Source organism: Amantichitinum ursilacus, from assembly GCF_001294205.1.
Classification (GTDB): Bacteria; Pseudomonadota; Gammaproteobacteria; order Burkholderiales; family Chitinibacteraceae; genus Amantichitinum; species Amantichitinum ursilacus.
This window is the reverse complement of sequence record NZ_LAQT01000010.1, coordinates 118997-144797: the sequence shown is the minus strand read 5'-3', so window position 1 is coordinate 144797 and position 25801 is coordinate 118997. Positions and strand designations below refer to the sequence as shown.

The window sequence follows — 25801 nt, the reverse complement described above, 5'->3', positions numbered from 1 at the left end:
GCGGCATGATGGGGCGATGGGTGCGCTGTTCCACGTGGAGCAGGCGGCACACACCGGCCAGACTGAAGAAGCGTGCATGCCGCGCCATGGATCAGTATGCTGGCGGACATTCGCGCGGTACGGCAAGTACGCCGCGCATTGCAAACAAAAACGGCGCTATCTTAACGGCGCCAGCTATTGCGAATATTGGTACATATCAAAGCGCTTTGCGTTGATATTGATTTGCTGACCCGCCAGCCGCTATCCAGTTCATGACTCTAGAAACGACCACTCACCTGATTTGCGCTCCCGAATTTGCCGGCACGGGCACGGTACAGCAACTGCATGCCACGCCAGGCAGCCTGGTGCTGGCCGAAGCATTGCTGCTGACGCTGCTGCTGGATGGCCAGCGCATCGAAATCCGCGCGCCGGGCGCGGGCCTGGTCGACCGCTTTGTGGTCGAGATTGGCGATGCAGTCGAGTCATCAGGCTTGCTACTGATGATGGAAGTGGAAGAAGAAGACGGCGAATGGCTGGAGATTCTGCCGCCGCCCGTCGTGGAGGGCGATGACGAGCCGCCCTTGCTCTCCGATCCGCACGTGGCGCGCAGCGGCTATCTGGTGGTCAGTCTGGCGGCCGCGCAACTGGCGGCGCGGCTGGGGGTGGATCTAAGCGCCGTCGCGGGCCACGGCGCGCGCGGCGAGATTGAAGCGCCCGACGTGGAGCGCCATGTACGCGATTTGCTGCACGCCCGCCGCTAGCGCCGCATGCGCTAGTCTTGCCGGATGCGCGAGCGCGCCAGCCAGCGGTGCATCGGGCTTTGCCGCATCTCATCGATAAAGTAGCCGCGCGCTTGTGGGTTGAAGATCACCATGCCGATCAGTGCAATGCCCGAGCCCAATAGCACGCCGTGCAGCCGGATCCACAAGATCGAGACTTCCGCGCCACGGCCCTCGGGCAGCAGCAAGATATCAAACAGCACCATCAGCATCGCGGTCATCAGCGCGTAGTGAATCCAGAAATTACGCACCATCGCCATCGGCCGCAGCGTGGCAAACAGCACCGCCCACATATACAGCGCCCAGGTATGCGGCGTTAAACGCGTCACCGCCCACGCCAGGCCGACGCCCACCAAAGCGCCAAACACGCTGCGAAACAGCCGCGTCAGGCTATCGATGCCATCGGGTCGCGTAACAAACAGCACCACCGCAATCACCCAGGCCGGGCGCGCGTAATGCAGATGCTGCGCCAGCCACAGCGCGACACACGAGGTAAAACAAAAGCCCACCGCATGCCACACGCCTGCGCTGTGGCCCGCCAGTACCAGGCGAAAACCGTTGCGCAGGCCGTTGTGTTGCCGCGGCATGGCGGCGCGCGGATATAGCCGGTCGTCAATCAGGATCGTGGCGACGCCGATGCAGATGCCGATCACCAGATAAAGAAACGCGGCGCCCGGTGGCGCGGGAATATACGCGTACAGCACCAGCGCCAGCGCGGCAAAGCGGAAGATGTTTTCCATGGCCACACCCAGGCCATCGATCCAGCCGATGCAAAAGGTGAGCAAGCCCAGCAGCAAAAACATCATCACATGATGCGGCCCCAGCCATAGCCCGAGCGCGCCGCTGCCCACAATCACGCACAGCCCGAACGATTGCGTGGCCAGTCGGTGGCGCGCGGTGCCGCCATAATCCAGCAAGCTGGCATACAGGCCGCCGATCGCCCCCAGCAAAGCCCCGACGGGTTCGTTTTGCGCCAGCCCGATCAACGCGGGCACCGCCACTGAAATCCCCGACGAGACGCCTTGCCGCCACGGCAAAGTGGGGTCTCGATTAAGCGCCAGCAGGTGCATGGGCAGTAAAGGCATCAGGGGACCGTTTAGCAGAACATGGATTGAAGGTTACACCATGCTTCGTCCGCGTCCAGGTCAGGCGGTTCAGGCTTTCTGTGTCGGCGCTTTATGCACTTACGGCCCGGACATAAAAAAACGCCCCGAAGGGCGTCTTTATTCTGACCGACACGCGCAGTGGCGATCAGGCAAGCGCTTAGCGGCCCACCTGCCCCAGCGCGCGGCGTTGCGCCACGGCGTCGGACAATTGCTGCAGCACGGCTTCCGAGTCATCCCAGCCGATACAACCATCGGTAATCGACTGGCCGTAGCACAGTTCCTGGCCCTCAACCTGATCCTGGCGACCGGCCACCAGATGGCTTTCGATCATCACACCAAAGATGGCCTTGTTGCCTTCCGCAATTTGCGCGCTGACTTCGCCCGAGACTTCAATCTGGCGGCGATAGTCCTTGCGGCTGTTGGCATGGCTGAAATCGACCATCAGCTTGGGTTCGAGGCCGGCGTCGCTCAGGTCTTTCATCGCGGCTTGCACATGCAGCGCGTCGTAGTTGGGCTCTTTGCCGCCACGCAGGATGATGTGGCAGTCCGGGTTGCCGCCGGTGGACACGATGGCGGAATGGCCCATCTTGGTCACCGACAGAAAGTGATGCGGCACCGAGGCGGCGCGTATGGCGTCGATGGCGATCTTGAGATTGCCATCGGTACCGTTCTTGAAGCCGACCGGGCACGAAATGCCCGAAGCCAGTTCGCGGTGGACTTGCGATTCAGTGGTACGTGCGCCAATCGCGCCCCAGCTCATCAAGTCAGCCACGTATTGCGGCGTGATCATGTCGAGGAATTCGCCCGCCGTGGGCATGCCGCTGTCGTTCAGATCCAGCAGCAACTTGCGCGCGATGCGCAGGCCTTCGTTGATATTAAAGCTGCCGTTCAGGAAGGGGTCGTTGATCAGACCTTTCCAGCCCACCGTCGTCCGCGGCTTTTCAAAATACACGCGCATCACGATTTCGAGCGTGTCTTTGTACTGCTCACGCAACACCTTGATTTTACGGCCATATTCCAGCGCCGCTTTCGGGTCGTGAATAGAACAGGGGCCGATGATGACCAGCAGGCGATCATCCGCGTCGCGCAGCATGTTGTGGATGGCCTGGCGCGATTCAAAGGTAGTGGCCGATGCCGTTTCGGTGACAGGATACTTTTCCAGAATGGCTACTGGCGGCAGTAATTCCTTGATTTCACGAATACGCACGTCGTCGGTCTGGTATTGCATAACGGTCCTGGGCGGCAGCCGCGGCGCATATGTTGCACCGCAAAATGAATAAGGGGGAACCGCTAGAGTAACGTGCGCGTAGATTGCGGACAAGAGCGTGAACGCATGCGGTGCGCGTGGCCCCGTTGCGGTGCATGCCAGACAAATGTTTAAAACAGACGGTCGCAGCGTAAAGCCATGCGCCCGGAGAGGTAGGAGGCCGGCCGTGGCCAGCATGCGCTTGTCGAACGACAAGGCGCAAAACGCCCGCCGCAACCGGGGCGGCAGGCGTTGCAGCGTACGGACTCAGTCCGCGTACTGGCGTTTCAGTCGCTCGCGACGCTCTTGCGCCTCCAGCGACAGCGATGCGGTCGGACGCGCCATCAAACGCGCCAGGCCGATGGGTTCGCCGGTGTCTTCGCAATAGCCGTAAGAACCGTCGTCGAGCTTGCGCAGCGTCGAATCGATTTTAAGCAGCAGTTTGCGTTCACGATCGCGGGTGCGCAGTTCCAGCGCGTATTCTTCTTCCAGCGTTGCGCGATCAGCAGGATCTGGCGTGGCTTCCTGTTCCTGCAAATGCTGGCTGGTCTGGTTGGCGTTGGCCAGCAGCTCAGTCTTCATTTTCAGCAACAGTTCACGGAAGAACTGCAGATGATCGGCATTCATGTAATCCTCTTCCGGCCCGTGCCAGGCGAGGATGTCTTGTTCCGTCAGTTTGGCCATTGTCGTCTCGCTTCTCAGAACCGGGCGTCACAGCGGCAGACTTGCAGGCCGATTTGCTTACAAGTTGCTGTGGCCGCCAAATGGGCATGGAGCTTAATCAACTCGCCTGCCCAATGCAATAACAGCCAATTCCAGTTCTTCGGGTGCGCGGTCTTCATCAAAAAGTCATCAAAACCGGCTATCCCAAACGCTGGCGCTTATTTCTGCGCCAACACCCATTTGACGATGGTGCGCAGATCATCGTCACCGATGACCTGCGCGGGCATGGAGATGGTGCCCCATGTACCGCCACCGCCTTCTTTTACCTTCTTCATCAGCTTTGCTTCGATACCGGGTTGACCCCGATATTTGTTGGCCACATCCCGATAGGCGGGGCCAACAATTTTGTGATCCACCGCGTGGCATGCCAGGCAGTTGTATTTGGCCGCGATCTTGGCGCCGTCTTCAGCCGCTTGGGCGCTTGCGCCAGCGGATAACAACACGGTCGCGATCAACAACGTACAGGCTCGCATTTTCAGGTCTTCCTCAATATAAGGCCGTCGCGCATATTAACAATGCCGGTCAGGCTTGCAAAACGCAGCGCCGGGCGGCCCGCGCTATTCAGACTGGTCGCTATGCTACACTCCGCCGATGCTCACACTCACGGATATGCAGGGAATGGATCGCGCGCAACGTTTCATGACGACAGCTCTTGTCGCGTCCGCGCTCGTTCATGCCGCCACCATCCTGGGCATCCGCATTGTAAGTCCGCAGCCAGACCCGGCGCTGTCCAGTCAATTCCTACAGGTTGAGCTGGTTAACAAAGCCACCGCCACCGCGCCCACCAAGGCCAAAGTGCGCGCTCAGGTCAATCTGGATGCTGGCGGCAATACCGATGCCAATCAACAAGCTGCCAGCCCGCTCCCGGTAAAGGAAGATAAAACCGATACCGAGCTGCAGCAGATCCTTAAAGAAGCGCGCGAACTGGAGCAAAACCAGGCGCAGCTGATGTCGCAGATCAAGCAAACACACAATCAGGTCAGCGCGCTGGATAATCCGGCACAGTCGCAGCAAACGCAACAGTCCAATGGTCAGGACGCGCAAAAACAGACGCCGCAACTGAAAGACGTAAACGGCCTGGCCGGCAAGATCGAGCGCGAATTCAATCAATATCAGCAACGGCCGCGTAAAGCGTCGATCGGCGTGCCCGCCATCAAAAGCCAGACCGCTGGTTGGGAAGACCAATGGCGCCACAAGGTGGAGCGCCTGGGCACCGCGCTGTACCCGGTTGATGCGCACGGCAACAAGTTATATGGCCAGCTAACGCTGACGGTGGAAGTGAACCGTGATGGCACCCTGCGCAGCGTTACCGTCGATAAAAGCTCGGGTAGCCGCGCGCTGGACGAAGCGGCCGTGGCGCTGGTGCATCGCAGCGCACCGTTTGCGCCGCTGCCCAAAAATCTGGTGGATGCGGCCGGCAACCCCGTCACTGTATTGATTGTGCCGCGCGTGTGGACCTTTACCCGCAACAGCGAGCTGCTGGTGCCGTCGGGCCCGCAATAATGCGCGTGCTGGGCATTGATCCGGGCTCGCGTGTAACCGGGTTTGGCGTGCTGGATATCGATGGACAACATCGCCATTACGTCGCCTCGGGCTGTATTCGCACGCCCGTGGGCGGCACACTGCCCCAGCGTATCGAAAGCCTGTTAAAAGGCATTGCCGAAGTCGTCGCAGCCTATCAACCCACCGTGGCTGCGGTCGAACAAGTGTTTGTGAACGTCAATCCGCAATCCACATTGTTGCTGGGCCAGGCGCGCGGCGCGGTGATTTCGGCATTGGTCATCGCGCAATTGCCGATCTCGGAATACACGGCCTTGCAGGTTAAACAGGCGGTGGTGGGCAATGGCCATGCCGATAAAGAACAAGTGCAGCATATGGTGCAGCGGTTGTTGCGGCTCAATGGCTTGCCGCAGGCCGACGCCGCCGATGCGCTGGCGGTGGCGCTGACCCACGCCAACCATGCCGGCAGCGCGCTCAAGCAACTGGGCGGCGGGCTTAAAATTCGCCGCGGCCGCCTGACCTGATCAGCTGGCCCTCTCGCCCCAACCCTCTGATCGACCCAACGCCCGGTATAATCGGGCGCTCACTTCAAGACCTTGCGGACACCCTCATGATTGGACACCTCACCGGCAAACTGCTGGAAAAACAACCGCCGCAACTGGTGATTAATGTGGCTGGCGTTGGCTATGAAGTCGATGCGCCGATGAGCACCATCTATGTACTGCCGCATGTGGGCGACGCCGTCAGCCTGTTTACCCACATGGTGGTGCGCGAAGACGCTCAACTGCTGTACGGCTTTGCTACCCGCACCGAGCGTGACCTGTTCCGCGCCTTGATCAAGATCACTGGCATTGGCGCAAAGATTGCGCTGGCCATCCTGTCGGGCTTGCAAGCCGATGAGCTGGCGGTAGCCATCGCCACAGAAGACACCGCCCGCCTGGCGCGCGTGCCCGGCATCGGCAAAAAGACGGCCGAGCGCCTGGTGCTGGAGCTGAAAGGCAAGATCGGCAGCATGCCGGCCGCCACCGGTGGGCTGAAACTGGCCGCGCCCGAAGTCACCGGCGGCCGTGGCGATGTGCTGCACGCCTTGCTGGCGCTGGGTTACAACGAAAAAGAAGCCGCGCATGCGATGAAAGATATGGCGGCGGATATTGATGTGTCGCAGGGCATCAAGCTGGCGCTGAAACAACTCGCCCGCGCTTAGCAATATCGGGGCGCAGGCTTGGGCGCGACGTCGAGTCCCACCGCCGAAAGCCCTCGACTAGAACGCCAACGACTAGAACGCCAACGACTAGCACGCCAACGACTACCACGCCAACGACTAGCACGCCAGCGACTGCGTTTTGGTCTTGCGGCTTTGCAGGGTCCCACCGTATGCCGCAGCGCCAGCGTTTGCTTCGCCAGCATACGGTGGGTCAAGACCCACCATTCAAAGCTGCATGCAATATCACCGCGGATGGCGATGGCGTGCACGGGCGGGCTGGCATTCGGCACGCCAGCCCTACCCACCCCTGGCCTCATTACGCCACGGCGGTTTCCATCGCCATGCGATAGCGCGCCAGCGCAGCAATCGTCACGATCGGCAGATTGTGCTCGGCGGCAAACGCATCAATCTGCACGCCCCGCAGCATCGTGCCGTCGGCATTCATCACTTCGCATAGCACCGCTGCCGGTTGCAGCCCGGCCAGCAGCGCCAGATCAATCGATCCCTCGGTATGCCCGCGCCGTTCCAGCACGCCACCTGCGCGTGCCCGCAGCGGAAACACATGCCCCGGCCGGATCAGATCTTCGGGCCGGGCGCCCGCCCGCGTGGCCGCATGGATGGTAGTCACGCGGTCGCTGGCACTCACGCCGGTGGTGGTGCCGTGCGCCGCTTCGATACTGACGGTAAACGCGGTCTGATAGCGGCTGCCGTTGCTTGGCACCATCGGCGGCAGGGCCAGCCGATCCGCAGCGGCATCGGTCAGGCACAGGCAGACGATGCCGCTGCCTTCGCGAATCATCAGCGCCATCGTGGCGATATCGATGTGCTCGGCTGCGATGATCAGATCGGCTTCGTTTTCGCGATCATCGTCGTCGAGCAACAGCACGGGGCAGCCAGCGGCCAAGGCGGAAATCGCGGCAGCAATCTGCTGGCGATCATGAGAAGTGACTTCGGAACACACTGCAGACATAAAGAAACGTCCTCGCAAATAAACCCACGGCGAAAAACGTTTCAGGGCTGAATACCAAGCAGGCCGCGCCCGCGTGCAGCGTGCGGACACAATGGTCCACGCTGCGCGCGGGCGGCTGGCCTGCGTACTGATCTTCTTTCATCCGGACTCTAACCGTCGGCTCCGGAATAACCGTTGCATTGCGCATCGGTGTCACCGGATCTGCTGACCCTGGCGTGGGGATATCAATATCCGTAACGCCAGGCGCTCGCGGGCTTGGTTGCCAGATAGCGCAACCCTACCGCCGGTGGGGAATTCCACCCCGCCCTGAAGACGTACCATCCGGCTACAATAGCCGGGCTGGTCAGTCTACACGCGACTGCGCCGTTATCGGAAGACTCTCATGATTGAAACAGACGCCCTTTCTGCCGCGCCGCCCGAGCGGTTGATTACCGCCAAGAACCTGTCGCAGCAGGAAGAACAGCTCGAACGCGCACTGCGCCCCAAGCTGCTGGATGAATACGTTGGCCAGAAAAAGGCGCGTGGCCAGCTCGAGATCTTTATCGAAGCCGCCAAAAAGCGCGGCGAAGCGCTGGACCACGTGCTGCTGTTTGGGCCACCGGGCCTGGGCAAGACCACGCTGGCGCACATTATCTCGCGCGAACTGGGCGTTAATCTGCGCCAGACCAGCGGGCCGGTGCTGGAACGCGCCGGCGATCTGGCGGCATTGCTTACCAACCTCGAACCGCACGATGTGCTGTTTATCGATGAAATCCATCGCCTGTCGCCGGTGGTGGAAGAAATCCTCTACCCCGCACTCGAAGATTTCCAGCTCGACATCATGATCGGCGAAGGCCCGGCGGCGCGCTCGGTCAAGCTTGATTTGCCACCGTTTACGCTGGTGGGCGCCACCACGCGTGCGGGCATGCTCACCAATCCGCTGCGTGATCGCTTTGGCATTGTGGCGCGGCTGGAGTTTTACACCGCCGAAGAGCTGACGCGCATTGTCGAGCGCTCGGCCGGACTGATGGAAGTCAACATGGATGCAGCTGGCGCGTTTGAGATTGCACGGCGCTCGCGCGGTACGCCACGCATTGCCAACCGCTTGCTGCGCCGGGTGCGCGATTACGCCGAAGTCAAAGCCGACGGCCGCGTGACCGCCGAAGTGGCCGATGCCGCCTTGCTGATGCTGGACGTGGATCATATCGGGCTGGACGTGATGGACCGTAAACTGCTTGAGGCCGTGATCACCAAATTTGGCGGCGGCCCGGTGGGGCTGGATAACGTGGCGGCGGCGATAGGCGAGGCATCTGACACGATTGAAGATGTGCTGGAACCGTATCTGATCCAGCAAGGTCTACTGCAGCGCACACCGCGCGGGCGCATGGCCACTTTGTCGGCATATCAGCATTTCGGACTAAACCCGCCGACAAATAGCGCCAATGACTGACGTCGTGGGGCATTTTTTTAAACAATGATGGCGGCGCGGCAACTAAGATTGTAAGCCAACGCATAATTATTTGATCTTGCCGATCAGGAAGGGATTCAACCGTGGAAGTGGGTTCAGAAGATCTGTCGATTCTGTCTTTGATTGCACATGCCAGCCCTGTGGTACAGGGGGTGATGGCGATTCTGGTGGTGGTGTCGCTGCTGAGCTGGTGGCGCATTTTCAGCAAGTTTTTCGTCATCAGCAGCACGCGCAAACACACCAATGAATTTGAAGACCGCTTCTGGAGTGGCTCCGATCTGAACGCACTGTACGAACAAGTGCGGCGCGGCACCCCGAACGGCCAGGAACGCATTTTTGTGGCGGGCTTTTCTGAATTCCTGAAATTGCGCCAGAAAGGCGGCATGGAATTGTCCGACGTAATGGAAGGCACGCGCCGCGCCATGCGCGCCAGCCTGCAGCGCGAGCTGGACTATCTGGACAAGCACAATTCGTTTCTGGCTTCCGCCGGTTCGGTCAGCCCGTATGTGGGTCTGTTTGGCACGGTGTGGGGCATCATGCATGCGTTTAGCGGGCTGGCCAATGTAGGTCAGGCCACGCTGGCGAATGTGGCACCCGGCATTGCCGAGGCGCTGGTCGCCACCGCCATCGGCCTGTTTGCTGCCATCCCGGCCGTGGTGGCCTACAACAGTTTTGCGCACGACGTGGACCAGCTGGCCAATCGTTTCGAGAGCTTTATCGAAGAGTTCTCCAACATCCTGCAGCGCCAGGCCGCCAAGTAAAAGGAAGCGAGCATGGCTAGAAGCCGCCGTCCCCGTCGCGCCATGAATGCGATCAACGTCGTGCCGTATATCGACGTGATGCTGGTGCTGCTGGTGATCTTTATGGTGACCACGCCGATGATGCAAACCGGCGTGGTTAATTTGCCCTCCGTGGGCAAAGCCGACAAACAAGTGGATGCCCAGCCCGTCTTTGTGGAAATCGCCGCTGATGGCGCGATCAAGATCAACGATAAGGGCAATACCGAATCCACACCCGACGTGAAAGGCCTGGCCGAGCTGGTCAAAAGCCATCTGGGCGCGGCCGCCGATCGCCCTGTGGTGATTGCCGCCGACAAGGCCGTGCGCTATGAGGCCGTGGTCAACGCCATGGACGTGCTCAAGCAAGCCGGCATTGCCCGCGTGGGTCTGAAGGTGAATACGCACTGATGGTGGCAGCTGACCAACGCCCCGCGCGCCCGCAAGAAGAACACCCGGTGGTCTCGTTATCGCTGGCGCTGGGCGTACACGTTTTGTTTGTGGTGTTTCTGTTGATTTCGGTGAACTGGCAAACGCACAAGTCCGAGCCCGTGCAGGTGGAATTGTGGGGTGGCCCGCCGCCGGCCGAAAAAGCCGTGGAACCAGATCCGCCTAAAGTGGTCAAGGAGAAGGTCGCGCCCGAGGTCGAGGCCAAAGTCGAGCCCAAGCCGGATATCCAGACGGAAAAAGTGAAGGTGGTGCCTACGCCCCGCCCGACGCCCAAGCCGACTCCGACGCCCAAGCCGACTCCGACGCCCAAACCGACGCCAGCGCCCAAAGCGGAACCGACCAGGCCGCCGAAGCCGGAGCCGACCAAAGCGCCCAAGCCGACGCCCGTCAAAAAGACCAGCGAGTTTGATTCGCTGCTGTCGACCAACTCGTTGACGGCCGAGAGCAAACCCAACGGCAAAGCCGGTGGCAAAGGCGTTAACCCCGATGCGGTGGCCAACAATGGCGTTGGCCCAGGCAAGGGTGGCGCAGGGGGCACGGGCGGTTATATCGACGGGCTGAAGTCGTTGCTGCGCTCACGCGTGGTGTATTCGGATGACGCAGGCAACCCGTCGGTGCAGGTCAGGATTACGGTACTGCCCGATGGCAGTATCCAGAATGTAGAAGTACTGAAATCCAGCGGCGATGCCGCGTACGCCGACGCGGTCAAACGCGCCATCATGGGTCTGGACCGACTGCCGCCGCGTCCGGGCAACGCACCGTTTACCGGTGATTGGCGCACGCTGACACCGACGTTCCGCCTTAAGGACCAGTAAGCCGCACGGCTTGCCGGTTCGGCGCGCGGGCACAGAACAGATGAGAACGGGTCCAGCCCGTCAGGTAACACCAACCATAACAAGGAGAACGGCCTGTGTTGTCACGCTTTACCCGTTTACTCGCATCCGCCCTGCTGGTCGCCAGCGCGGCGGCCCATGCCGATATTTCGTTCGATGTGGTGGGCGTGGGCGCCAACCAGTATCCGATTGCCATCGCCCCGTTCCAGAACGAAGTACAGCAAACCCAGCCGGTGACGCCCGTCATTCATGACGATCTGGCGCGCAGTGGTTTGTTCAAGGTCATCAACGGGGGCGATCTGTCGCCGGTGCCCTACCAGCCCGAACAGGTCAGCTTTCCGGCCGTCACCGCCAAAGGCGCGCAGACCATCCTGATCGGCAAGGTGACGCCCAATGGCAATCAAGTGACCGTGCGCGTCTGGTTGCTGGATGCCGCCACGCGCTCCTCGCTGATTTCGTATGAAGAAACCGTTCCGGTGGCCAGTACGCGCCGTGTGGCGCACAAGATTGCCGACATGATCCTGCAAAAGGTGGCTGGCATTTCGGGCATGTTCAATTCGCGCATTGCGTATGTGGTTAAAACCGGCAAGCGCTATGAACTGCAAGTGGCCGACGCCGACGGTTATGGCGCGCAGGCCATCCTGGTGTCCAACCAGCCCATCATGTCGCCCAAGTGGTCGCCCGATGGCGGCAAGCTGGCCTACGTGTCGTTCGAAAAGCAAAAGCCCATCGTCTATGTGCAGGATCTGATCGGTGGTCGGCGTTGGGAAGCCGCCAGTTTTAAAGGCAGCAACTCGGCCCCGGCCTGGTCTACCGATGGCAGCAAGCTGGCGGTCACGTTAACGCGTGAAAGCGGATCGCAAATATTCCTCGTGCCGTCCGGCGGTGGTGGCGGTTCGCAACGCATCAGCAGCAGCGGCGATATCAACACCGAGCCGTTTTACGCACCCGATGGCAACATCATCTTTACCTCCGATCGCGGCGGTAGCCCGCAGATCTATCGCATGTCCGCCAGTGGCGGCAATGCCGAACGCCTGACTTTCCAGGGCGGTTACAACGCCTCCGGCAAGCTGAGCCCCGATGGCAAAACCCTGGTGTTCATTACCCAGACCAGCGGTTTCCACGTTGCTGTGATGGACATGGCCACGCGCCAGGTACAAGTCCTGACCGACAGCAACCGCGACGATTCACCCACGTTTGCACCCAATGGCCGCATGGTGCTGTACGAAACTCAAGCCGGTGGCCGCGGCGCGCTGGCCGCGGTATCCAGCGATGGTCGGGTCAAAGTGCGCCTGAAAGCGCAAACGGGTGATGTCCGGCAGCCGGCATGGGGGCCGCTGCTGAAGTAACCGGATGTTGGTTGTCGCGGGCTGGCGGTAACGCGGCCGGCGATGGTTCCGGCTGTTGTTGAGGGCGACGTCATTGCCGCCAACTGCTATTGCACCTTTGGAGAAATCAAGATGAAAAAAATTGCCATGAGCGCTCTGCTCGCTGCCCTGCTGGCTGCGTGTGCCAGCAACCCGAAACCGGCTCCGGTGACCACTGCACCAGCTCCGGCTGCTGCAACGGACAACACCAATACCGCACCCGCTACGGTTGATCTGACCCAAGGCCAGAACAAGCCCGGCTACAGCGAGCTGACCGACCCGAACAACATCCTGTCGCAACGCCGCGTGTACTTTGACTATGACTCGTATGTCGTCAACGACAAGTACAACGAGCTGGTGCAAGCCCACGCCAAGTACCTGCTGGCGCACAAGGATGCCAAGGTCATCCTGCAAGGCAATACCGATTCGCGCGGTACCGCTGAATACAACATCTCGCTGGGTCAGAAGCGTGCCGAAGCCGTCAAGAAACTGATGAGCGCGCTGGGCGTGCCGGACAGCCAGATCGAAACGGTCAGCTTTGGTAAAGAAAAGCCGGCTGAACCGGGTGATACCGAAGAAGCATGGTCGCGTAACCGTCGTACCGAAATCGTCTATCAAGGCGAATAAGCCCGGGCCTTCGGGCTTCTGGCTGGCAGTGCGTTGCGGTCACCGTCTTCCCGGTGGCCGCGCCGCTTGCCCGGTATCGCAAAAGTGCCTATCGTGCAGCGTTGGGCTGGCGGCTGGCCAGCTACAACGCTGTTTTTAACTGCAGACCGGTGAGAAATGAAACGAATAGTTGCTCTCCTGGCGCTCGCCTTCGCCACTCAGGCCGCCCATGCCGGGCTGTTTTCTGACGATGACGCCCGCAAACAGATTGCTGATCAAGGCGCACAGATCCAGGCGCAAGGCCAACGCATCGACACGCTAGAAGCCGGCAATGCGCGCATCCTGAACCTGGTTAACCAGATCGAACAGCTCAAGCAGGACATCGCGACGCTGCGCGGTCAGAACGAAACGCTGCAATACAACCTGGACGAAGCCACCAAGCGCCAGAAAGACCTGTACGTCGATCTGGATAACCGCCTGCGCGCCATGGAACAAGCCAAGGTGGACGCGCACAATGCCGAACAGGCCAGCGCGCAGCAGTCGCTGGATAGCGCAATTGCGCTTAGCAAAAACGGCAAGCACAAAGACGCCGTGGCCGCGCTGACGCAATTTATCAACGCCAACCCGGATGCCGCGCAAACGCCGACCGCGTATTACTGGTTGGGCGTCAGCCAGACCGGGCTGAAGAATTACAAAGGCGCGCAAGCCGCCTACAGTGCGGTGTTAAGCAAGGCCCCGAACGACCCGGTGGCGGCTGACGCCCTGTATGGCAGCGCCGTGGCCGCCAATGCGCAAGGCGACAAGAAGGGCGCACGCGCCTATCTGTTGCAACTGGTTGAAAAGTATCCGCAGTCGGATAAAGCCGCCATCGCCAAGAAAGCGTTGCTGAGCACCAACTGATCGGGTAAAACGCAATGCTCGCGGCGCCGCTGGCCGGCGCCGTTTTTTATTTCCGTCGGGTATCACCGACTGGAAAACCCCGCATGCAGCCCCTTGGCTGCATGCCGCATTTCCGCTGGACTGTGTTTCCGGCAAGGAGCCTCTACCTCATGACGACGATCATGACCCAGACCCCGTTACCGCCATCGGTACGGATCACCGAGATTTTCTTCTCACTGCAAGGCGAAACCAGCCGCATGGGCTTGCCCACGGTGTTTGTGCGCCTGACGGGCTGTCCGCTGCGCTGTGGCTATTGCGACAGCGCGTATGCCTTTCATGGCGGCCAGACTCTGAGCTTTGACGCCATCCTCGAACAAGTGGCCAGCTATGGCGCGCGCACGGTGTGCGTGACCGGTGGCGAACCGTTGGCGCAAAAGCACAGCCTGGCGCTGTTGCGCGCCTTGTGCGACGCCGGTTACGACGTCAGCCTGGAAACCAGTGGCGCGTTAGCCATTGATGATGTCGACGCGCGCGTATCGCGCATTGTGGATATCAAAACGCCGGGCTCGGGCGAACTGGACAAGATGCGCTGGGAAAACCTGGACGTCATCAAGCCCGGTGACGAAATCAAATTTGTGCTGGTAGACCGCGCTGATTACGAGTGGGCGCGTGACCTGCTACAAACACGTCAGCTGGCCGCAAAAGCGCCCGTGCTGTTCAGCCCGGTGTGGGAAACCCTCAAGCCGACCGATCTGGCCGACTGGGTTATCCAGGACAAGCTGCCGGTGCGCATGCAGGTGCAGTTGCACAAGATTCTCTGGGGCGACCGACCCGGCGTGTAACGCGCGAAGGGCTGGCCGCATCATCCACCTACCAGGTTGTTGCTGATGCCGCTGTTGCAGATTGCCAGGCGCGAAATTGTCCGATTAAAAAAACTACCGCAGCGCACGCGCAGCACGCTGGCTTTATGGCTGGGCGCGGCGGTGGTGGGGCTGGTGGCCGTCTTGCTGGCCAAAGCGGCGGAATGGGCGTTTTTAGGCTTTAGCGCCTTGCATGCGCGCTGGTTGTGGTGGCCGTTTGTGTCGCTACCGCTGGGGGGCATGGCGATCCGCTGGTTGATGGATCGTATCGGCAAAGGCGCGGAAGGCAGCGGCATCCCGCAAACCATGGCCGCGATCGAAGTGGCCGGTAAACCCGAAATCGCCGGCAAAGTGCTGTCGTTGCGTATCGGCGCGGTCAAATTTGTCGGCATTGTCATGGGCTTGGGCAGTGGCTTTGTGCTGGGGCGGGAAGGCCCTACCGTGCAGATCGGCGCCAGCCTGATGTATGCGTGCCGCAAATTGATGGCATTGCCCAACGAACAAGTGCAACGCCAACTGATATTGGCCGGTGGCGCTGCCGGCATCGCCGCTGCATTCAATACGCCACTGGCCGGTATCGTGTTTGCGTTTGAAGAACTGGCGCGCTCGGTCGAAACCGAAACCAGCGGCCGGCTGATCGGCGCGGTAATTCTGGCGGGCGTGGTGGCTTTGGCGCTGCAGGGCGATTACACCTATTTCGGTCGCATCCATGTGCCGGACTTTAATTACGCGATTCTGCTGCCCTTGATACCGGTGGCGGTCACGGCGGGTCTGGTGGGGGGATTGTTTTCGTGGCTATGCGTGCATCAAGCGCGCTGGATGCCACGTCCGCTGGCTGAATTGCGCCGGCAGCGGCCGTATCTGTTTATCGCGGCCTGTGGCCTGGTGATTGCCGCGTGTGGCTTGCTGGTGCCGGTGTTTGGCAGCGGCGCGGATGAAACCAGCCATGTGATCGGCGGCGAAGGTTTGATGGTGTGGTACTACTTGCCGCTTAAATTGCTGAGCCTGCTCGCGACATTTATCACCGGCTTGCCCGGCGGCGTATTCGCCCCCGCGTTGTCGCTGGGCGCGGGCGTGGGCAGCTGGTTCGCGCCGTTGTTTGGCGCCGATGTGCAAATCAAGATTGTCGCCATCGGCATGGTGGCCGCGCTGGCCGCGGTAACGCGCGCGCCGGTCACCAGCGCCATCATCATGATTGAAATGACTGACGGCCACGCGATGGTGATATCCACGCTGGCCTCGGCCATGATTGCTTCTAATGTGGCGCGGGTTTTTCGCGTCAATCTGTATCACGATCTGGCGGCGCGGGTGCTGCTGCAGTATGGACATGGGTCCACGCCGCATGCCCCCGCAGCCACTGCAAAAGGGACTCACACTGATGACTCAAACCACTGAGGCCGCACGTCCGGCCGTGATCCTGCTTTCGGGCGGACTGGATTCGGCCACGTGCCTGGCCATTGCCAAAAGCCAGGGCTTTGCGCCGTATTGTCTGTCGTTTGATTATGGCCAGCGCCATAACGCTGAACTGAAAGCCGCTGCCCGCGTGGCCAAGGCTTTGGGCGCGGTCGAACACCGCGTGGTCCGCATCGATCTGGCCACCTTTGGCGGCTCGGCGCTCACCGACGCCAGCATCGAAGTGCCGACCGATGGTGCTACGGACGGCGGCATTCCGGTGACCTATGTACCCGCGCGCAACACCATTCTGCTGTCCTATGCGCTGGCGTGGGCTGAAGTGCTGAAGGGCGATGACATCTTTATTGGCGTTAACGCCGTCGACTATTCCGGCTACCCCGATTGCCGCCCGGACTATATCGCCGCCTACCAGGCCATGGCACGGCTGGCTACGCGCACCGGCGTGGAAGGCAGCCCGCTGACCATCCACACCCCGCTGATCAGCTTGAGCAAGGCCGACATCATCAAGACCGGGCTGGCGCTGGGCGTGGATTACAGCCTGACGGTGACGTGTTACAAGGCCGACGACGAAGGCCGCGCCTGCGGGGTGTGCGACGCCTGCCGCTTGCGCGCAGCCGGCTTCGCCGATGCTGGCGTGCCCGACCCCACCCGCTACCAACCCGCCTGATAGGGTGGGTCTAGACCCACCACTCAAAGCCATCTGCCAAAAGTACCGCACCTGGCATGCCGCTTTGAGGCTGGGTCCAGCTTGAACGATGACAACGATGGGCAAGGACCGGTGTACCTGTCGTCCCCAATTTGACTGGCAGGTCCAGACGGAGATGTCAGCTAGCGCTCCGCCCGCATCCTAGCCATGGCGATGCGGCCACAGCAGCCGGGGCGCGGCGATGCCTATGGTCAGCGCCAGCACCACCATCGCCGCACGGATGGCGTTAACGCCCGCTTCCTCCAGCAATGCGCCGCCCGGAGCATTGTTGGGCAGCGCGGCGATCCGCAGCATGGCCTGCACCGCGTGGTACATCAGCACGCCGGGCACCAGCGGGATGGCCGCGCTGATCGCGTAAATCACGCTGACATGACGCAAGCGCCGCGCCCACGCCTGCGCCACGATGCCCACCGCACTGGCGGCCACCAGCGTGGCCATCACCAGATCGCCGCCCGCAGTGACAATCGCATAGCGCACGCCCACCGCCAGCACTGCCATCGCACAACAAGCGGGCAATACGCGCGGTGGCACGTTAAACAACAGCGCAAAGCCCAATGCCGCTGGCGCGCCCCATAAACAGATCAGCCAGTGCGCCATCAGCCCACCATCCGCAACGCCAGGCTCATGCCGATGGCGATGCCCACGATAATGACGATGGCCATGGTCAGCCGCACGTTTCCATTCAGATAATTGCCCTGCAGCAAATCGCTGGTGCCATTGATCAGCGGTACGCCGGGAATCAGAAACAACACGCACGCCGCCAGCGCCGCATCAGGCGTGCTGGTGAGCGCGTGGCCCGCGCCGGTGATCAGCGTGGCTACAAACGCGGCCGCTGTGGCAAACATCAACGGCTGCAGGCCGCGTTTGACCAGCGCCTGCCGCGTCGCCATGCCGATGGCGCTGGCCACGGTCGTCAGTGCAATCGCGGCCAGATCGCCATGGAACAGCGCGGCAAAGCCACCGCAGGCGATGCCGACAAACACCACAATCAGCCAGGGCGGATAACGCGGCGTGTCGGCGGCAATCTGCTCGGTCCAGCTTTTAAACGCGGCCGGGCTGATGCGGCCGGCTTCCAGCGCGGTCAGCGCTCGCTCCAGCGCATTCAGCGCCCGAAAGTTAACGCCCATATGCGGCGCTTTGCGCAATGCGGTTTCGCGCTGCACGCCCATTTCCAGCGTCAGCCCCAAGTTAAGCGAGGACACCACCGTATCCACCCGATGCGCGCCCAATGCGGTGGCGCAGCGTTGCATGGCCGCGCTGGTGCGCGCGGTATCGCCGCCGCAGCTGTGCGCCAGCAAACCAATCTGCAGCGCCAGATGCGTCACCTGGGCCAGGCTGATTTCCGCCTCGGTACTCATCGTGCCCGCGCCGCGGCCTGGCGTTGTTGTTGCTGTGCGCGCCAGATCCGCCAGCCCAGCAGGATTGCCAGCAGAACGGCATAAATGGCCGGGTCGGTAATGTCGCGTTTAACCAGCCACCAGTAGTGCACTACGCCCAGGATGGCGATGGCATAGATGGCCTTGTGCAAGCGCGCCCAATTGCGCTTGAGCCTGCGCACGCTGGCCGCGTTGGACGTGACCGCCAGCGCCGCCATCAGCACAAAGGCGATAAAGCCGACCGTAATAAAGCGCCGCTTTACCACGTCGTGCCACATCGCGCCAAAGTCGAACAGATGATCCAGCCCGAACCACGTGGCGAAATGGCAGCACACATAAAAGAAGGCAAACAGCCCCAGCATGCGACGAAAGCGTAAAAGCTCGTTGCGTCCGCTGATGATGCGCAACGGCGTGACGCACAGCGTGATCAGCAAAAAATTTAGCGTCCAGGTGCCGGTTTGATGCGTTACGTACTCCACGGGATTGACCGCGCTGGTGACGTGCAGCGCAATCCATGCGGCCGGGATCAGACAGACGATAAACAGGGCGATTTTTAGCCAGGTAATGTGGCGGGGCGTAAGCGGGCGGGTGGCGGCCATGGTGTCTTGATGCATGTGGGCAATGAACGCGGTTATAGCAGTCAGCGCGGCTGGCGTCACTCGTAGCAATGCGCAATCGGCCACGTGCGGGGCCGGTGCAATGCCCCGTATAATTGCGCTTTTCCCGTTTTCCGGAAGCTCGTCCATGCCTGTCAGCGTCGTCAAGTCGGCCCAGCGTATCGTGGTCAAGGTGGGATCCAGTCTGGTCACCAATGATGGCCGTGGTCTCGATCACGCCGCGCTGGCGCGCTGGGCCGCCGAAATCGCGCAGCTCAAGGCGCTGGGCAAGCAAGTGGTGCTGGTGTCCTCCGGCGCGGTGGCCGAAGGCGTGGCGCGCCTGGGCTGGAGCGTCAAGCCCACCGCCGTGCATGAAAAACAAGCCGCTGCCGCCGTCGGCCAGATGGGCTTGTGCCAGGCGTATGAAAGCGCGTTTCGGCAACATGGGCTGAACACCGCGCAAGTGCTGTTAACGCACGAAGACATGGCCGACCGCACGCGTTATCTGAATGCGCGTTCCACCTTGCTGACGCTGCTGGCGCTGGATGTCATTCCGATCATTAACGAGAACGACACCGTGGTGACCGCCGAAATCAAACTGGGCGATAACGATACCTTGGGCGCGTTGGTGACCAACCTGGTGGAAGGCGATGCGCTGGTCATCCTGACCGACCAACGCGGCCTGTATACGGCCGACCCGCGCAAAGACCCGGCCGCCACGCTGGTTGAAGAAGCCAAAGCGGGCGATCCGGCGCTGGAAGCGATGGCGGGTGGTGCGGGTTCCAATGTGGGCACCGGCGGCATGCTGACCAAAATCCTGGCGGCCAAGCGGGCGGCGCGTAGCGGCGCGGCCACCATCATCGCCAGTGGCCGCGAGCCCGACGTGCTGACGCGCCTGGCGCGCGGCGAGGGCATCGGCACGCAACTTGTGCCCGAGACCTCGCCCCTGGCGGCGCGCAAGCAGTGGATTGCGGCGCATCTGCAGGTGAAGGGCAAAGTGGTGCTGGACGACGGCGCGCGCCGCGCGTTGGCGGAGAAGGGCTCCAGCTTGCTGCCGATCGGCGTGGTCGATGTGGTCGGCGATTTCCGCCGTGGCGATATGGTCAGTTGCGTGGACAGCCTGGGCCACGAGATCGCGCGCGGGCTGATCAACTATGCGGCCGCAGAAACCCGCCGCATCCAGCGCCAGCCCACCGGGCAGATCGAGGCGATTCTGGGGTATCTGGAAGAGCCCGAACTGATCCACCGCGACAATCTGGTGCTGCTGGATTAAGCCGCGACCAATAGGGTGGGTCTAGACCCACCACCCAAAGCCGAATGCCACGAGCGGGGCGCTTGGCATACCACATGGGACGGTCGGTCCAGCCCCACCCGATGTCTCGTGATTAATAGGGTGGGTCGTGACCCACCCTTTAAAGCCGAATGCCAAGACCGGTGCGCTTGGCATACCACTTTGGACGGTGGGTCCAGACCCACCCTATGCGATTAATACGGTGGGTCTAGACCCACCACCCAGAGCCAGATGCCACGAGCGGGGCGCTTGGCATACCACATGGGACGGTGGGTCCAGCCCCACCCGATGTCTCGTGATTAATAGGGTGGGTCGTGACCCACCCTCCAAAGCCGAATGCCACGAGCGGTGAGCTTGGCATACCACATTGGATGGTGGGTCCAGACCCACCCTATGCGATTAATACGGTGGGTCTAGACCCACCACCCAGAGCCAAATGCCAAGACCGGTGTGCTTGGCATGCCACATTGGATGGTGGGTCCAGACCCACCCTATCGTCCTTACGGGTTCAAGTGCGCGGGGGCGGCAGATCGGTGCCGCCCGGCACCAGTTCCGGTTTCCACAGGCGGTTTAGCGACGGGGTCGGTTCGCCGGCCAGGCGCGCCAGCATCAGTTCGGCCAGCGTGCGGCCTGCCTGGCGTGCTTGCGGTTGCATGATGGCGCTGACCGTGGCGCTATCGGGCAGCAGCGCGGGCAGGCCGCCAAAAACGATGATCGAAATATCGTGCCCCGGCAGCAGCCCCGCCTGGCGCAGCGCGCTGATCACGCCCAGCGCCGACACGTTGTTATCCACCACCAGCGCCGTGGGCCGTTGCGGCAGCGCCAGCAGCTTGCGCGTGGCCGCTGCGCCATCCACCGGGGTCAGCCCACCGTGCACCATGTAATCGGGGTCAACGGCCACGCCGGCGGCATTCAGGCCCAGCAGATAACCCATGCGCCGTTGCGCGGCAAAGTTCATCGACAGTGGCGCGCTGACCAGGCCGATGCGTTGATGGCCCAGCGTGGTCAGCCGCTCCACCGCCAGCCGCATACCGTATTCATTGTCGTAATCGAACCATGGATACGGATCGGCCAACGCGCTGCGGCCATGCGCCACAAACGGAAAGCCTTTTTCTTGCAGATACTCCAGCCGCGGATCCTGCACCTGCGTACGCGCCACGATCAGGCCATCCACCCGGCCCGCAGACACCATGCGCTTGTAGGTATCCAGTTCGTGCTCTTGCGCCGCCGAGACGATCATCAAATCCATGCTGGCTTCGCCCAGCCGTTCGGTAATGCCCGCGATGATGTCGAGGAACACCGGGTCGCCCAGATCGGACGGTTCAAACGGATAAATGATGCCGATGCTGTCGGTCTTGCCTGTGGCCAGGCGGCGCGCCACGGTATTGGCGCGATAGCCCAACTGGCGCGCTGCTTCCACCACGCGTTCGCGGGTTTCGGCATTGACTTCGGGAAAGCCGTTGAGCGCACGGCTCACCGTGGTGGGCGAAAGCTGGAGATGGGCGGCAAGCTGGCGAAGGTTCATTGGACCCGGTCGGTTAAAGTTTTTGATATCGATTTCAGCGGCATTGTGCCGTAGCGGCCGCGAAAGCGAAATCAGTCTTATGCCGGGCGGCGATATAACGGGCAATCCGGGCCACGCGCAGCATTGCTGGCGCGGCGGCCCGGGCTGGCACGGCGCGCCGCTTCAGGCAAAGCGGAACGACACGGTCTCGCGCCCGCGCCGGAACAACACATGGTCGGCCAGAATGGTCAGATGCCATTCTTCGCTGGCCAGCGGCTTGTTGCGCTTGAAGGCGCGCATCTGCACGACCGCAATGCACAGGCCATGCGCCGGGTCGCGTACTGATGAATACAGGATCAGATCGACATCGCCATTTTCGCGCGCGCCGGTGCCGATATCGTGCGTGGCGCTGTAGTCGTCAGGCTGCGTCCAGCGTTCGGGGGCGGCATCAAACGGCGGCAGGCGCAGGTCGACCGCATTACCGGCCACATCCACCTGGAACAACGTGCGTTGCAAGGTGATGTGCGTATCGCGTAATCCGGCCGAGGCATTGATAAAGCGGAATTGCCAATAGCCCGATTCGGCCATTGCGGTGGCTTTATCCTCGGCCGCGTACAGCATGCCCAAGGCCCCGGGCCGCACAAAGCGCGTGCCGTTGGGCGGGCTGGCGGGATAGCGGAAAGGCGTGCTCAGCAGATAGTGGAGTTTTTGTGCGCCGGGCGGCACCGGGGGCTTGTGCTCATCAAGCAACGCTTCGAGCAGGGCTTGCTCATCGGGATCGTTGTCCACCAGCGCCAGCGCGGCCACTTCGCGCTGGGTTTCGACCGAACGCCATGCCTTGAAGGCGGCGCTGCTGTTAGATACGACCGCGGATGCCGTCAAGATAAAGACCCACGGTAAACAAGCCGGCCGCGCCACGGCGGATGATGTCGGCGGGTACGCCGCCCAGATCGGTATTGGGGGTATGCATCCAGCGACGGATCAGGTCTTCCTGTCCGCCCAGGATGGAGGAGAGTGAGCGATACAGGCGAATTAACGTTAGCGCGGTATCCCACTCGGGGCGATGGTTATTGAGTTCGTACTGGCCGTGCACCATGCGGCTGACGCTGGCGCCCGACAGGCCCAGCATGCGGCCCAGATCCGATTGACGGAAATCCAGCCGCTCCGCCGTGCGGACCAAGGCTTTGGTCATCACGACTTCATCTTTCAGTACCGGTTTCTCAAGCGCCGCCATAAACCCTCCGCGATTTGCTGGTGAAAATATAGCACAAAAAAATTTCTTGAGAAAACATAGGGTGGGTCATGACCCACCATTCAAAGCCATGGAGACGCACGATGATGCTTGTTGCGCTGCGGCTTTGAATGGGTGGGCCAGACGGCGCGTTCGACCCCACCCCGTGCCTAGTGCCCGCCGCCCCCACCACCCGTAGACCCAAACGGTGGCTTGGCAAACCACACAATCACGATCAGCGCAAAGAAAATCACGCCCAGCAACCAGAACACTTCCTTGGTGGCGATCATGAAGCTTTGCTGCGCAATCACCTGGTCCACCTGCGCATACGCCGCTTGCGCGCTCAGGCCCAGGTCTTGCAGCTTGCTCAGATAATCCACACTGGCCGGGTTGGCGGCGTTCACGTTTTCGGTCAGGCGCACGTGGCTGAAATTCTGCCGACGGTCCCACAAGAACACCGCGATGGCCGTGGCAAAGCTGCCCGAAATGGTCCGGAAAAAGTTGGACAAGCCGGACGCCGACGCCATCTGCGCCGGCCCAAGGCCGGACAGGATGATCTGGTTCAACGGCACAAAGAAACACGCAATGCCGATACCCTGCATAAAGCGCGACAGCATGATGTGGTTCAGGTCGGTGTCCAGGGTAAAGCTGGCATACCAGAACATGGTGATGCCAAACACCACAAACGCGATCGACGCCACCATGCGCAGATTCAGCTTGGTGATGTTTTTACCGATGATGGGTGATAAGAACAGCGCCAGTACACCGCCTGGCGCAGTGGCCACCCCGGCCCACGTCGAGTTGTAGCCCATCACCGTTTGCAGCCACAGCGGGAACAACACCGTGCTGCCAAAGAAGCAGAACATGCCCAACGACAGCACGATCACGCCGATGGTGAAGTTGCGGCGCTTCAGCAGCGTCAGCTCCACAATCGGATGCTCTTCAGTCAGTTCCCACGCCACAAAGTAGGTCAGCGCCAGCACGGCGACGGCACACAGGGTGACGATGATGGGCGAGTTGAACCAGTCCAGATCGTTGCCGTTATCCAGCATCACTTGCAGGCTGCCCACGCCCAACACCAGCAGGATCAGACCAACCACATCGATCGGCAGCTTGCGGGTGGGCGTTTCGCGGTCTTTCAGCAGGTTCCACGAGGCGATCCCCGCGACGATGCCCACCGGCACGTTGATGTAAAAAATCCACGGCCAGCTGATCTGGTCGGTGATATAGCCGCCCAGCAAGGGCCCGAAAATCGGCGCCACAATCACGGTCATCGACCATAAGGCCAGCGCCAGACCCTTTTTCTCGGGCGGATAGGTGCTCAGCAGCAGCGTCTGCGACAGCGGCACCATCGGGCCGGAGACCAGACCTTGCAGAAAGCGGAACGCCACCAGCATCGGCAGGCTGTTGGCCATCCCGCACAGAATGGACATCAGCGTAAACAACAGCACCGACAGCGAAAAACATTTGACCTGACCAAAGCGGCCAGCCAGCCAGCCGGTCAGCGGCACCGCGATGGCGGCCGCCAGACCATACGAGCTGATCGCCCACGTGCCCTGATTGGCCGCCACGGCCAGATCACCGGCAATGTGCGGCACTGAAACGTTAACAATCGTTGTATCGAGAATTTCCATGAAGGTGGCGAACGACAACGCCACCGTCACCAAGGCCAGCTTGCCGCCGTGCAGGGGCGCAGGCGGGGCTACAGCAGCGGCTGTAGAGGTCATGACAGTACTCCGCGAAGCATGCCCCGGCGGTCAAACGCCAGGGCATGTCAATTACTTGCTCTTGGCCATGTTGCGCGCCACGATGGCGTCGGCTTGCGTCTCGGCCTGTTGCAGCGGCTGGTCCAGCACGGTGGTGGTAAACAGCGGCTTGTTCTCGGTAGCGGCCGACAGCACGCTACCGTCACGCTGATGGGTGTCTACTTCCACCGTGGTCGACAGGCCTACGCGCAGCGGATGCTGGCGCAGCTCTTGCTGGTCGAGCTGGATGCGCACCGGCACACGTTGCACCACCTTGATCCAGTTACCGGTGGCGTTTTGCGCCGGCAACAGGCTGAAGGCGCTACCCGTACCTGCGCCCAGGCCGACCACTTTGCCGTGGTACTCCACCTTGCTGCCGTATACGTCAGCGGTAATCTTCGCGGGCTGGTTGATGCGGATATTGCGCAGCTCGGATTCCTTGAAGTTGGCATCCACCCACAACTGGTCCAGCGGCACAATCGACAGCAACGATTGGCCCGGGGTGATGCGCGCGCCCACTTGCACGCCACGCTTGGCCACATAGCCCGACACCGGGGCCGGAATGGCGTTGCGTTGCACGGTCAGCCACGCTTGCGTGTAGTTGGCGCGAGCGCGCAGCACGCTGGGGTGGCTGGCGATATTGACGCCATCAATGCTGGCGTGCGCGGCTTCGGCTTGCTTCTCCGCCACATCCAGCGCCGCCTTGGCGATGGCGACATCGTCTTTGGCGTGGGCAACTTCTTCGGCCGACACGGTGTGGTCTGCCGCCAGCGGCGCACGGCGCGCCAGATCATCCTGCGCCTTGGCCAGATCAATGCGTTTTTGCGCGAGTGCGGCGTCGTATTGCGATGCGTTGGCGTACGACTGACGCAACTGACGCACCGAATCACCCAGCGCGGCTTCGGTTTGCGCCAGCGCCACTTTGGCGTCCACCGGGTCCAGGCGCACCACGTCGTCGCCGGCTTTTACAAATTGCGTTTCGTCGGCGCTGATCTGGGTGACCGTGCCGCTCACTTGTGAGGTCAGCGTGACCAGGTTGCCGCCCACATAGGCGTTGTCGGTTTCTTCGCGTTGCGTCAGTACGGTGGCGTAATAAAACGCGTAGCCAATGCCGGCCAGCACAAACACGGTGGTGATGATGGCCATGACCGGTTTGCGCTTTTTCTGATTCGCGGCAACGGCTTGGTTGTTATCGGTACTCATGGTGTTCTCCA

Annotated in this window: 28 protein-coding genes and 1 riboswitch; of the genes, 15 read left to right on the top strand and 13 right to left on the bottom strand. The window is 61.5% G+C overall.

Annotation, left to right across the window (positions count from 1 at the left end):
* Window positions 1-251: 251 nt before the first annotated feature.
* Window positions 252-740, top strand: a complete 489-nt coding sequence (locus tag WG78_RS13695) for an E3 binding domain-containing protein (protein ID WP_053938394.1) — start codon at window positions 252-254, stop codon at window positions 738-740.
* Window positions 741-751: 11 nt separating this feature from the next.
* Here the strand turns inward: WG78_RS13695 and WG78_RS13690 are convergent, their stop codons facing one another.
* The 4 genes from WG78_RS13690 to WG78_RS13675 form a co-directional block, all read right to left on the bottom strand.
* Entirely contained in the window at window positions 752-1843 is a 1092-nt protein-coding gene (locus WG78_RS13690; protein WP_083459098.1) for an FUSC family protein, read from the bottom strand.
* 178 nt (window positions 1844-2021) lie between these two features.
* On the bottom strand, window positions 2022-3092 hold the full coding sequence (aroG, locus tag WG78_RS13685; protein ID WP_053938392.1) for a 3-deoxy-7-phosphoheptulonate synthase AroG: 1071 nt from the start codon (window positions 3090-3092) through the stop codon (window positions 2022-2024).
* 285 nt (window positions 3093-3377) lie between these two features.
* On the bottom strand, window positions 3378-3794 hold the full coding sequence (gene dksA, locus WG78_RS13680) for an RNA polymerase-binding protein DksA (RefSeq protein ID WP_053938391.1): 417 nt from the start codon (window positions 3792-3794) through the stop codon (window positions 3378-3380).
* 197 nt (window positions 3795-3991) lie between these two features.
* Window positions 3992-4306: a c-type cytochrome gene (locus tag WG78_RS13675; RefSeq protein WP_053938390.1), complete on the bottom strand. Its 315-nt coding sequence runs from the start codon at window positions 4304-4306 to the stop codon at window positions 3992-3994.
* Window positions 4307-4472: 166 nt separating this feature from the next.
* Here WG78_RS13675 and WG78_RS13670 point away from each other — a divergent pair, with 166 nt between their 5' ends.
* From WG78_RS13670 to ruvA, 3 genes are all read left to right on the top strand, one after another.
* Window positions 4473-5336: an energy transducer TonB family protein gene (locus tag WG78_RS13670; RefSeq protein WP_161805119.1), complete on the top strand. Its 864-nt coding sequence runs from the start codon at window positions 4473-4475 to the stop codon at window positions 5334-5336.
* Window positions 5336-5857 (top strand): crossover junction endodeoxyribonuclease RuvC, encoded by a 522-nt coding sequence (ruvC, locus tag WG78_RS13665; RefSeq protein ID WP_053938388.1) that lies wholly within the window; start codon window positions 5336-5338, stop codon window positions 5855-5857. The genes WG78_RS13670 and ruvC overlap by 1 nt, the downstream gene beginning before the upstream one ends.
* An 86-nt stretch (window positions 5858-5943) precedes the next feature.
* A complete protein-coding gene (gene ruvA, locus WG78_RS13660; protein WP_053938387.1) occupies window positions 5944-6537 on the top strand; it encodes a Holliday junction branch migration protein RuvA in 594 nt (197 codons plus the stop codon).
* A gap of 316 nt (window positions 6538-6853) precedes the next feature.
* On the opposite strand, the gene ribB is transcribed toward ruvA, so the two are convergent.
* Complete coding sequence (gene ribB, locus WG78_RS13655) at window positions 6854-7507, bottom strand: 3,4-dihydroxy-2-butanone-4-phosphate synthase (protein ID WP_053938386.1); 654 nt, start codon at window positions 7505-7507, stop codon at window positions 6854-6856.
* Between the two features lie 126 nt (window positions 7508-7633).
* Window positions 7634-7825, bottom strand: a riboswitch (FMN riboswitch).
* A 64-nt stretch (window positions 7826-7889) separates the two neighbouring features.
* Between ribB and ruvB the strand changes: the two genes are divergently transcribed.
* The 10 genes from ruvB (at window position 7890) to queC (ending at window position 16805) form a co-directional block, all read left to right on the top strand.
* The gene (ruvB, locus tag WG78_RS13650; RefSeq protein ID WP_053938385.1) at window positions 7890-8936 is read left to right on the top strand and encodes a Holliday junction branch migration DNA helicase RuvB; all 1047 of its coding nucleotides are present in this window, start codon (window positions 7890-7892) and stop codon (window positions 8934-8936) included.
* Window positions 8937-9037: 101 nt separating this feature from the next.
* Entirely contained in the window at window positions 9038-9715 is a 678-nt protein-coding gene (tolQ, locus tag WG78_RS13645) for a protein TolQ (RefSeq protein WP_053938384.1), read from the top strand.
* A gap of 12 nt (window positions 9716-9727) precedes the next feature.
* On the top strand, window positions 9728-10141 hold the full coding sequence (gene tolR, locus WG78_RS13640; protein ID WP_053938383.1) for a protein TolR: 414 nt from the start codon (window positions 9728-9730) through the stop codon (window positions 10139-10141).
* Window positions 10141-10995: a cell envelope integrity protein TolA gene (tolA, locus tag WG78_RS13635; protein WP_053938382.1), complete on the top strand. Its 855-nt coding sequence runs from the start codon at window positions 10141-10143 to the stop codon at window positions 10993-10995. The genes tolR and tolA overlap by 1 nt, the downstream gene beginning before the upstream one ends.
* Window positions 10996-11090: 95 nt before the next feature.
* Window positions 11091-12362, top strand: coding sequence for a Tol-Pal system beta propeller repeat protein TolB (gene tolB, locus WG78_RS13630; protein WP_053938381.1), 1272 nt, complete (start codon window positions 11091-11093; stop codon window positions 12360-12362).
* A gap of 126 nt (window positions 12363-12488) precedes the next feature.
* Window positions 12489-13007: a peptidoglycan-associated lipoprotein Pal gene (gene pal / locus WG78_RS13625; protein WP_236692041.1), complete on the top strand. Its 519-nt coding sequence runs from the start codon at window positions 12489-12491 to the stop codon at window positions 13005-13007.
* Window positions 13008-13163: 156 nt separating this feature from the next.
* Window positions 13164-13886, top strand: coding sequence for a YbgF trimerization domain-containing protein (locus WG78_RS13620; protein WP_053938380.1), 723 nt, complete (start codon window positions 13164-13166; stop codon window positions 13884-13886).
* A 149-nt stretch (window positions 13887-14035) separates the two neighbouring features.
* The gene (gene queE, locus WG78_RS13615; RefSeq protein ID WP_152969199.1) at window positions 14036-14707 is read left to right on the top strand and encodes a 7-carboxy-7-deazaguanine synthase QueE; all 672 of its coding nucleotides are present in this window, start codon (window positions 14036-14038) and stop codon (window positions 14705-14707) included.
* Between the two features lie 45 nt (window positions 14708-14752).
* Entirely contained in the window at window positions 14753-16120 is a 1368-nt protein-coding gene (locus WG78_RS13610) for a chloride channel protein (protein WP_053938379.1), read from the top strand.
* Window positions 16104-16805, top strand: a complete 702-nt coding sequence (gene queC / locus WG78_RS13605; RefSeq protein WP_053938378.1) for a 7-cyano-7-deazaguanine synthase QueC — start codon at window positions 16104-16106, stop codon at window positions 16803-16805. Before WG78_RS13610 ends, queC begins: the two co-directional genes overlap by 17 nt.
* 180 nt (window positions 16806-16985) lie before the next feature.
* On the opposite strand, the gene WG78_RS13600 is transcribed toward queC, so the two are convergent.
* The 3 genes from WG78_RS13600 to msrQ are packed head-to-tail and all read right to left on the bottom strand — an operon-like array spanning window position 16986 to window position 18819.
* Entirely contained in the window at window positions 16986-17441 is a 456-nt protein-coding gene (locus WG78_RS13600; RefSeq protein WP_053938377.1) for a threonine/serine exporter family protein, read from the bottom strand.
* On the bottom strand, window positions 17441-18202 hold the full coding sequence (locus WG78_RS13595; RefSeq protein ID WP_053938376.1) for a threonine/serine exporter family protein: 762 nt from the start codon (window positions 18200-18202) through the stop codon (window positions 17441-17443). The genes WG78_RS13600 and WG78_RS13595 overlap by 1 nt, the downstream gene beginning before the upstream one ends.
* Window positions 18199-18819: a protein-methionine-sulfoxide reductase heme-binding subunit MsrQ gene (msrQ, locus tag WG78_RS13590; protein WP_053938575.1), complete on the bottom strand. Its 621-nt coding sequence runs from the start codon at window positions 18817-18819 to the stop codon at window positions 18199-18201. The genes WG78_RS13595 and msrQ overlap by 4 nt, the downstream gene beginning before the upstream one ends.
* A 145-nt stretch (window positions 18820-18964) precedes the next feature.
* On the opposite strand from msrQ, the gene proB reads away from it, so the two are divergent.
* Window positions 18965-20089 (top strand): glutamate 5-kinase, encoded by a 1125-nt coding sequence (gene proB / locus WG78_RS13585; RefSeq protein ID WP_053938375.1) that lies wholly within the window; start codon window positions 18965-18967, stop codon window positions 20087-20089.
* 526 nt (window positions 20090-20615) lie between these two features.
* Here the strand turns inward: proB and WG78_RS13580 are convergent.
* The 5 genes from WG78_RS13580 to WG78_RS13560 all read right to left on the bottom strand — a co-directional run bounded on the left by WG78_RS13580 (window position 20616) and on the right by WG78_RS13560 (window position 25790).
* Window positions 20616-21632, bottom strand: a complete 1017-nt coding sequence (locus WG78_RS13580) for a substrate-binding domain-containing protein (RefSeq protein WP_053938374.1) — start codon at window positions 21630-21632, stop codon at window positions 20616-20618.
* Window positions 21633-21794: 162 nt separating this feature from the next.
* Entirely contained in the window at window positions 21795-22493 is a 699-nt protein-coding gene (locus tag WG78_RS13575) for an RES family NAD+ phosphorylase (RefSeq protein WP_161805118.1), read from the bottom strand.
* A complete protein-coding gene (locus tag WG78_RS22165; RefSeq protein WP_062225004.1) occupies window positions 22468-22845 on the bottom strand; it encodes an antitoxin Xre/MbcA/ParS toxin-binding domain-containing protein in 378 nt (125 codons plus the stop codon). Before WG78_RS22165 ends, WG78_RS13575 begins: the two co-directional genes overlap by 26 nt.
* A 167-nt stretch (window positions 22846-23012) precedes the next feature.
* On the bottom strand, window positions 23013-24569 hold the full coding sequence (locus WG78_RS13565) for a DHA2 family efflux MFS transporter permease subunit (RefSeq protein WP_053938372.1): 1557 nt from the start codon (window positions 24567-24569) through the stop codon (window positions 23013-23015).
* A 51-nt stretch (window positions 24570-24620) separates the two neighbouring features.
* Window positions 24621-25790, bottom strand: coding sequence for an HlyD family secretion protein (locus WG78_RS13560; RefSeq protein WP_053938371.1), 1170 nt, complete (start codon window positions 25788-25790; stop codon window positions 24621-24623).
* Window positions 25791-25801 lie beyond the last annotated feature (11 nt).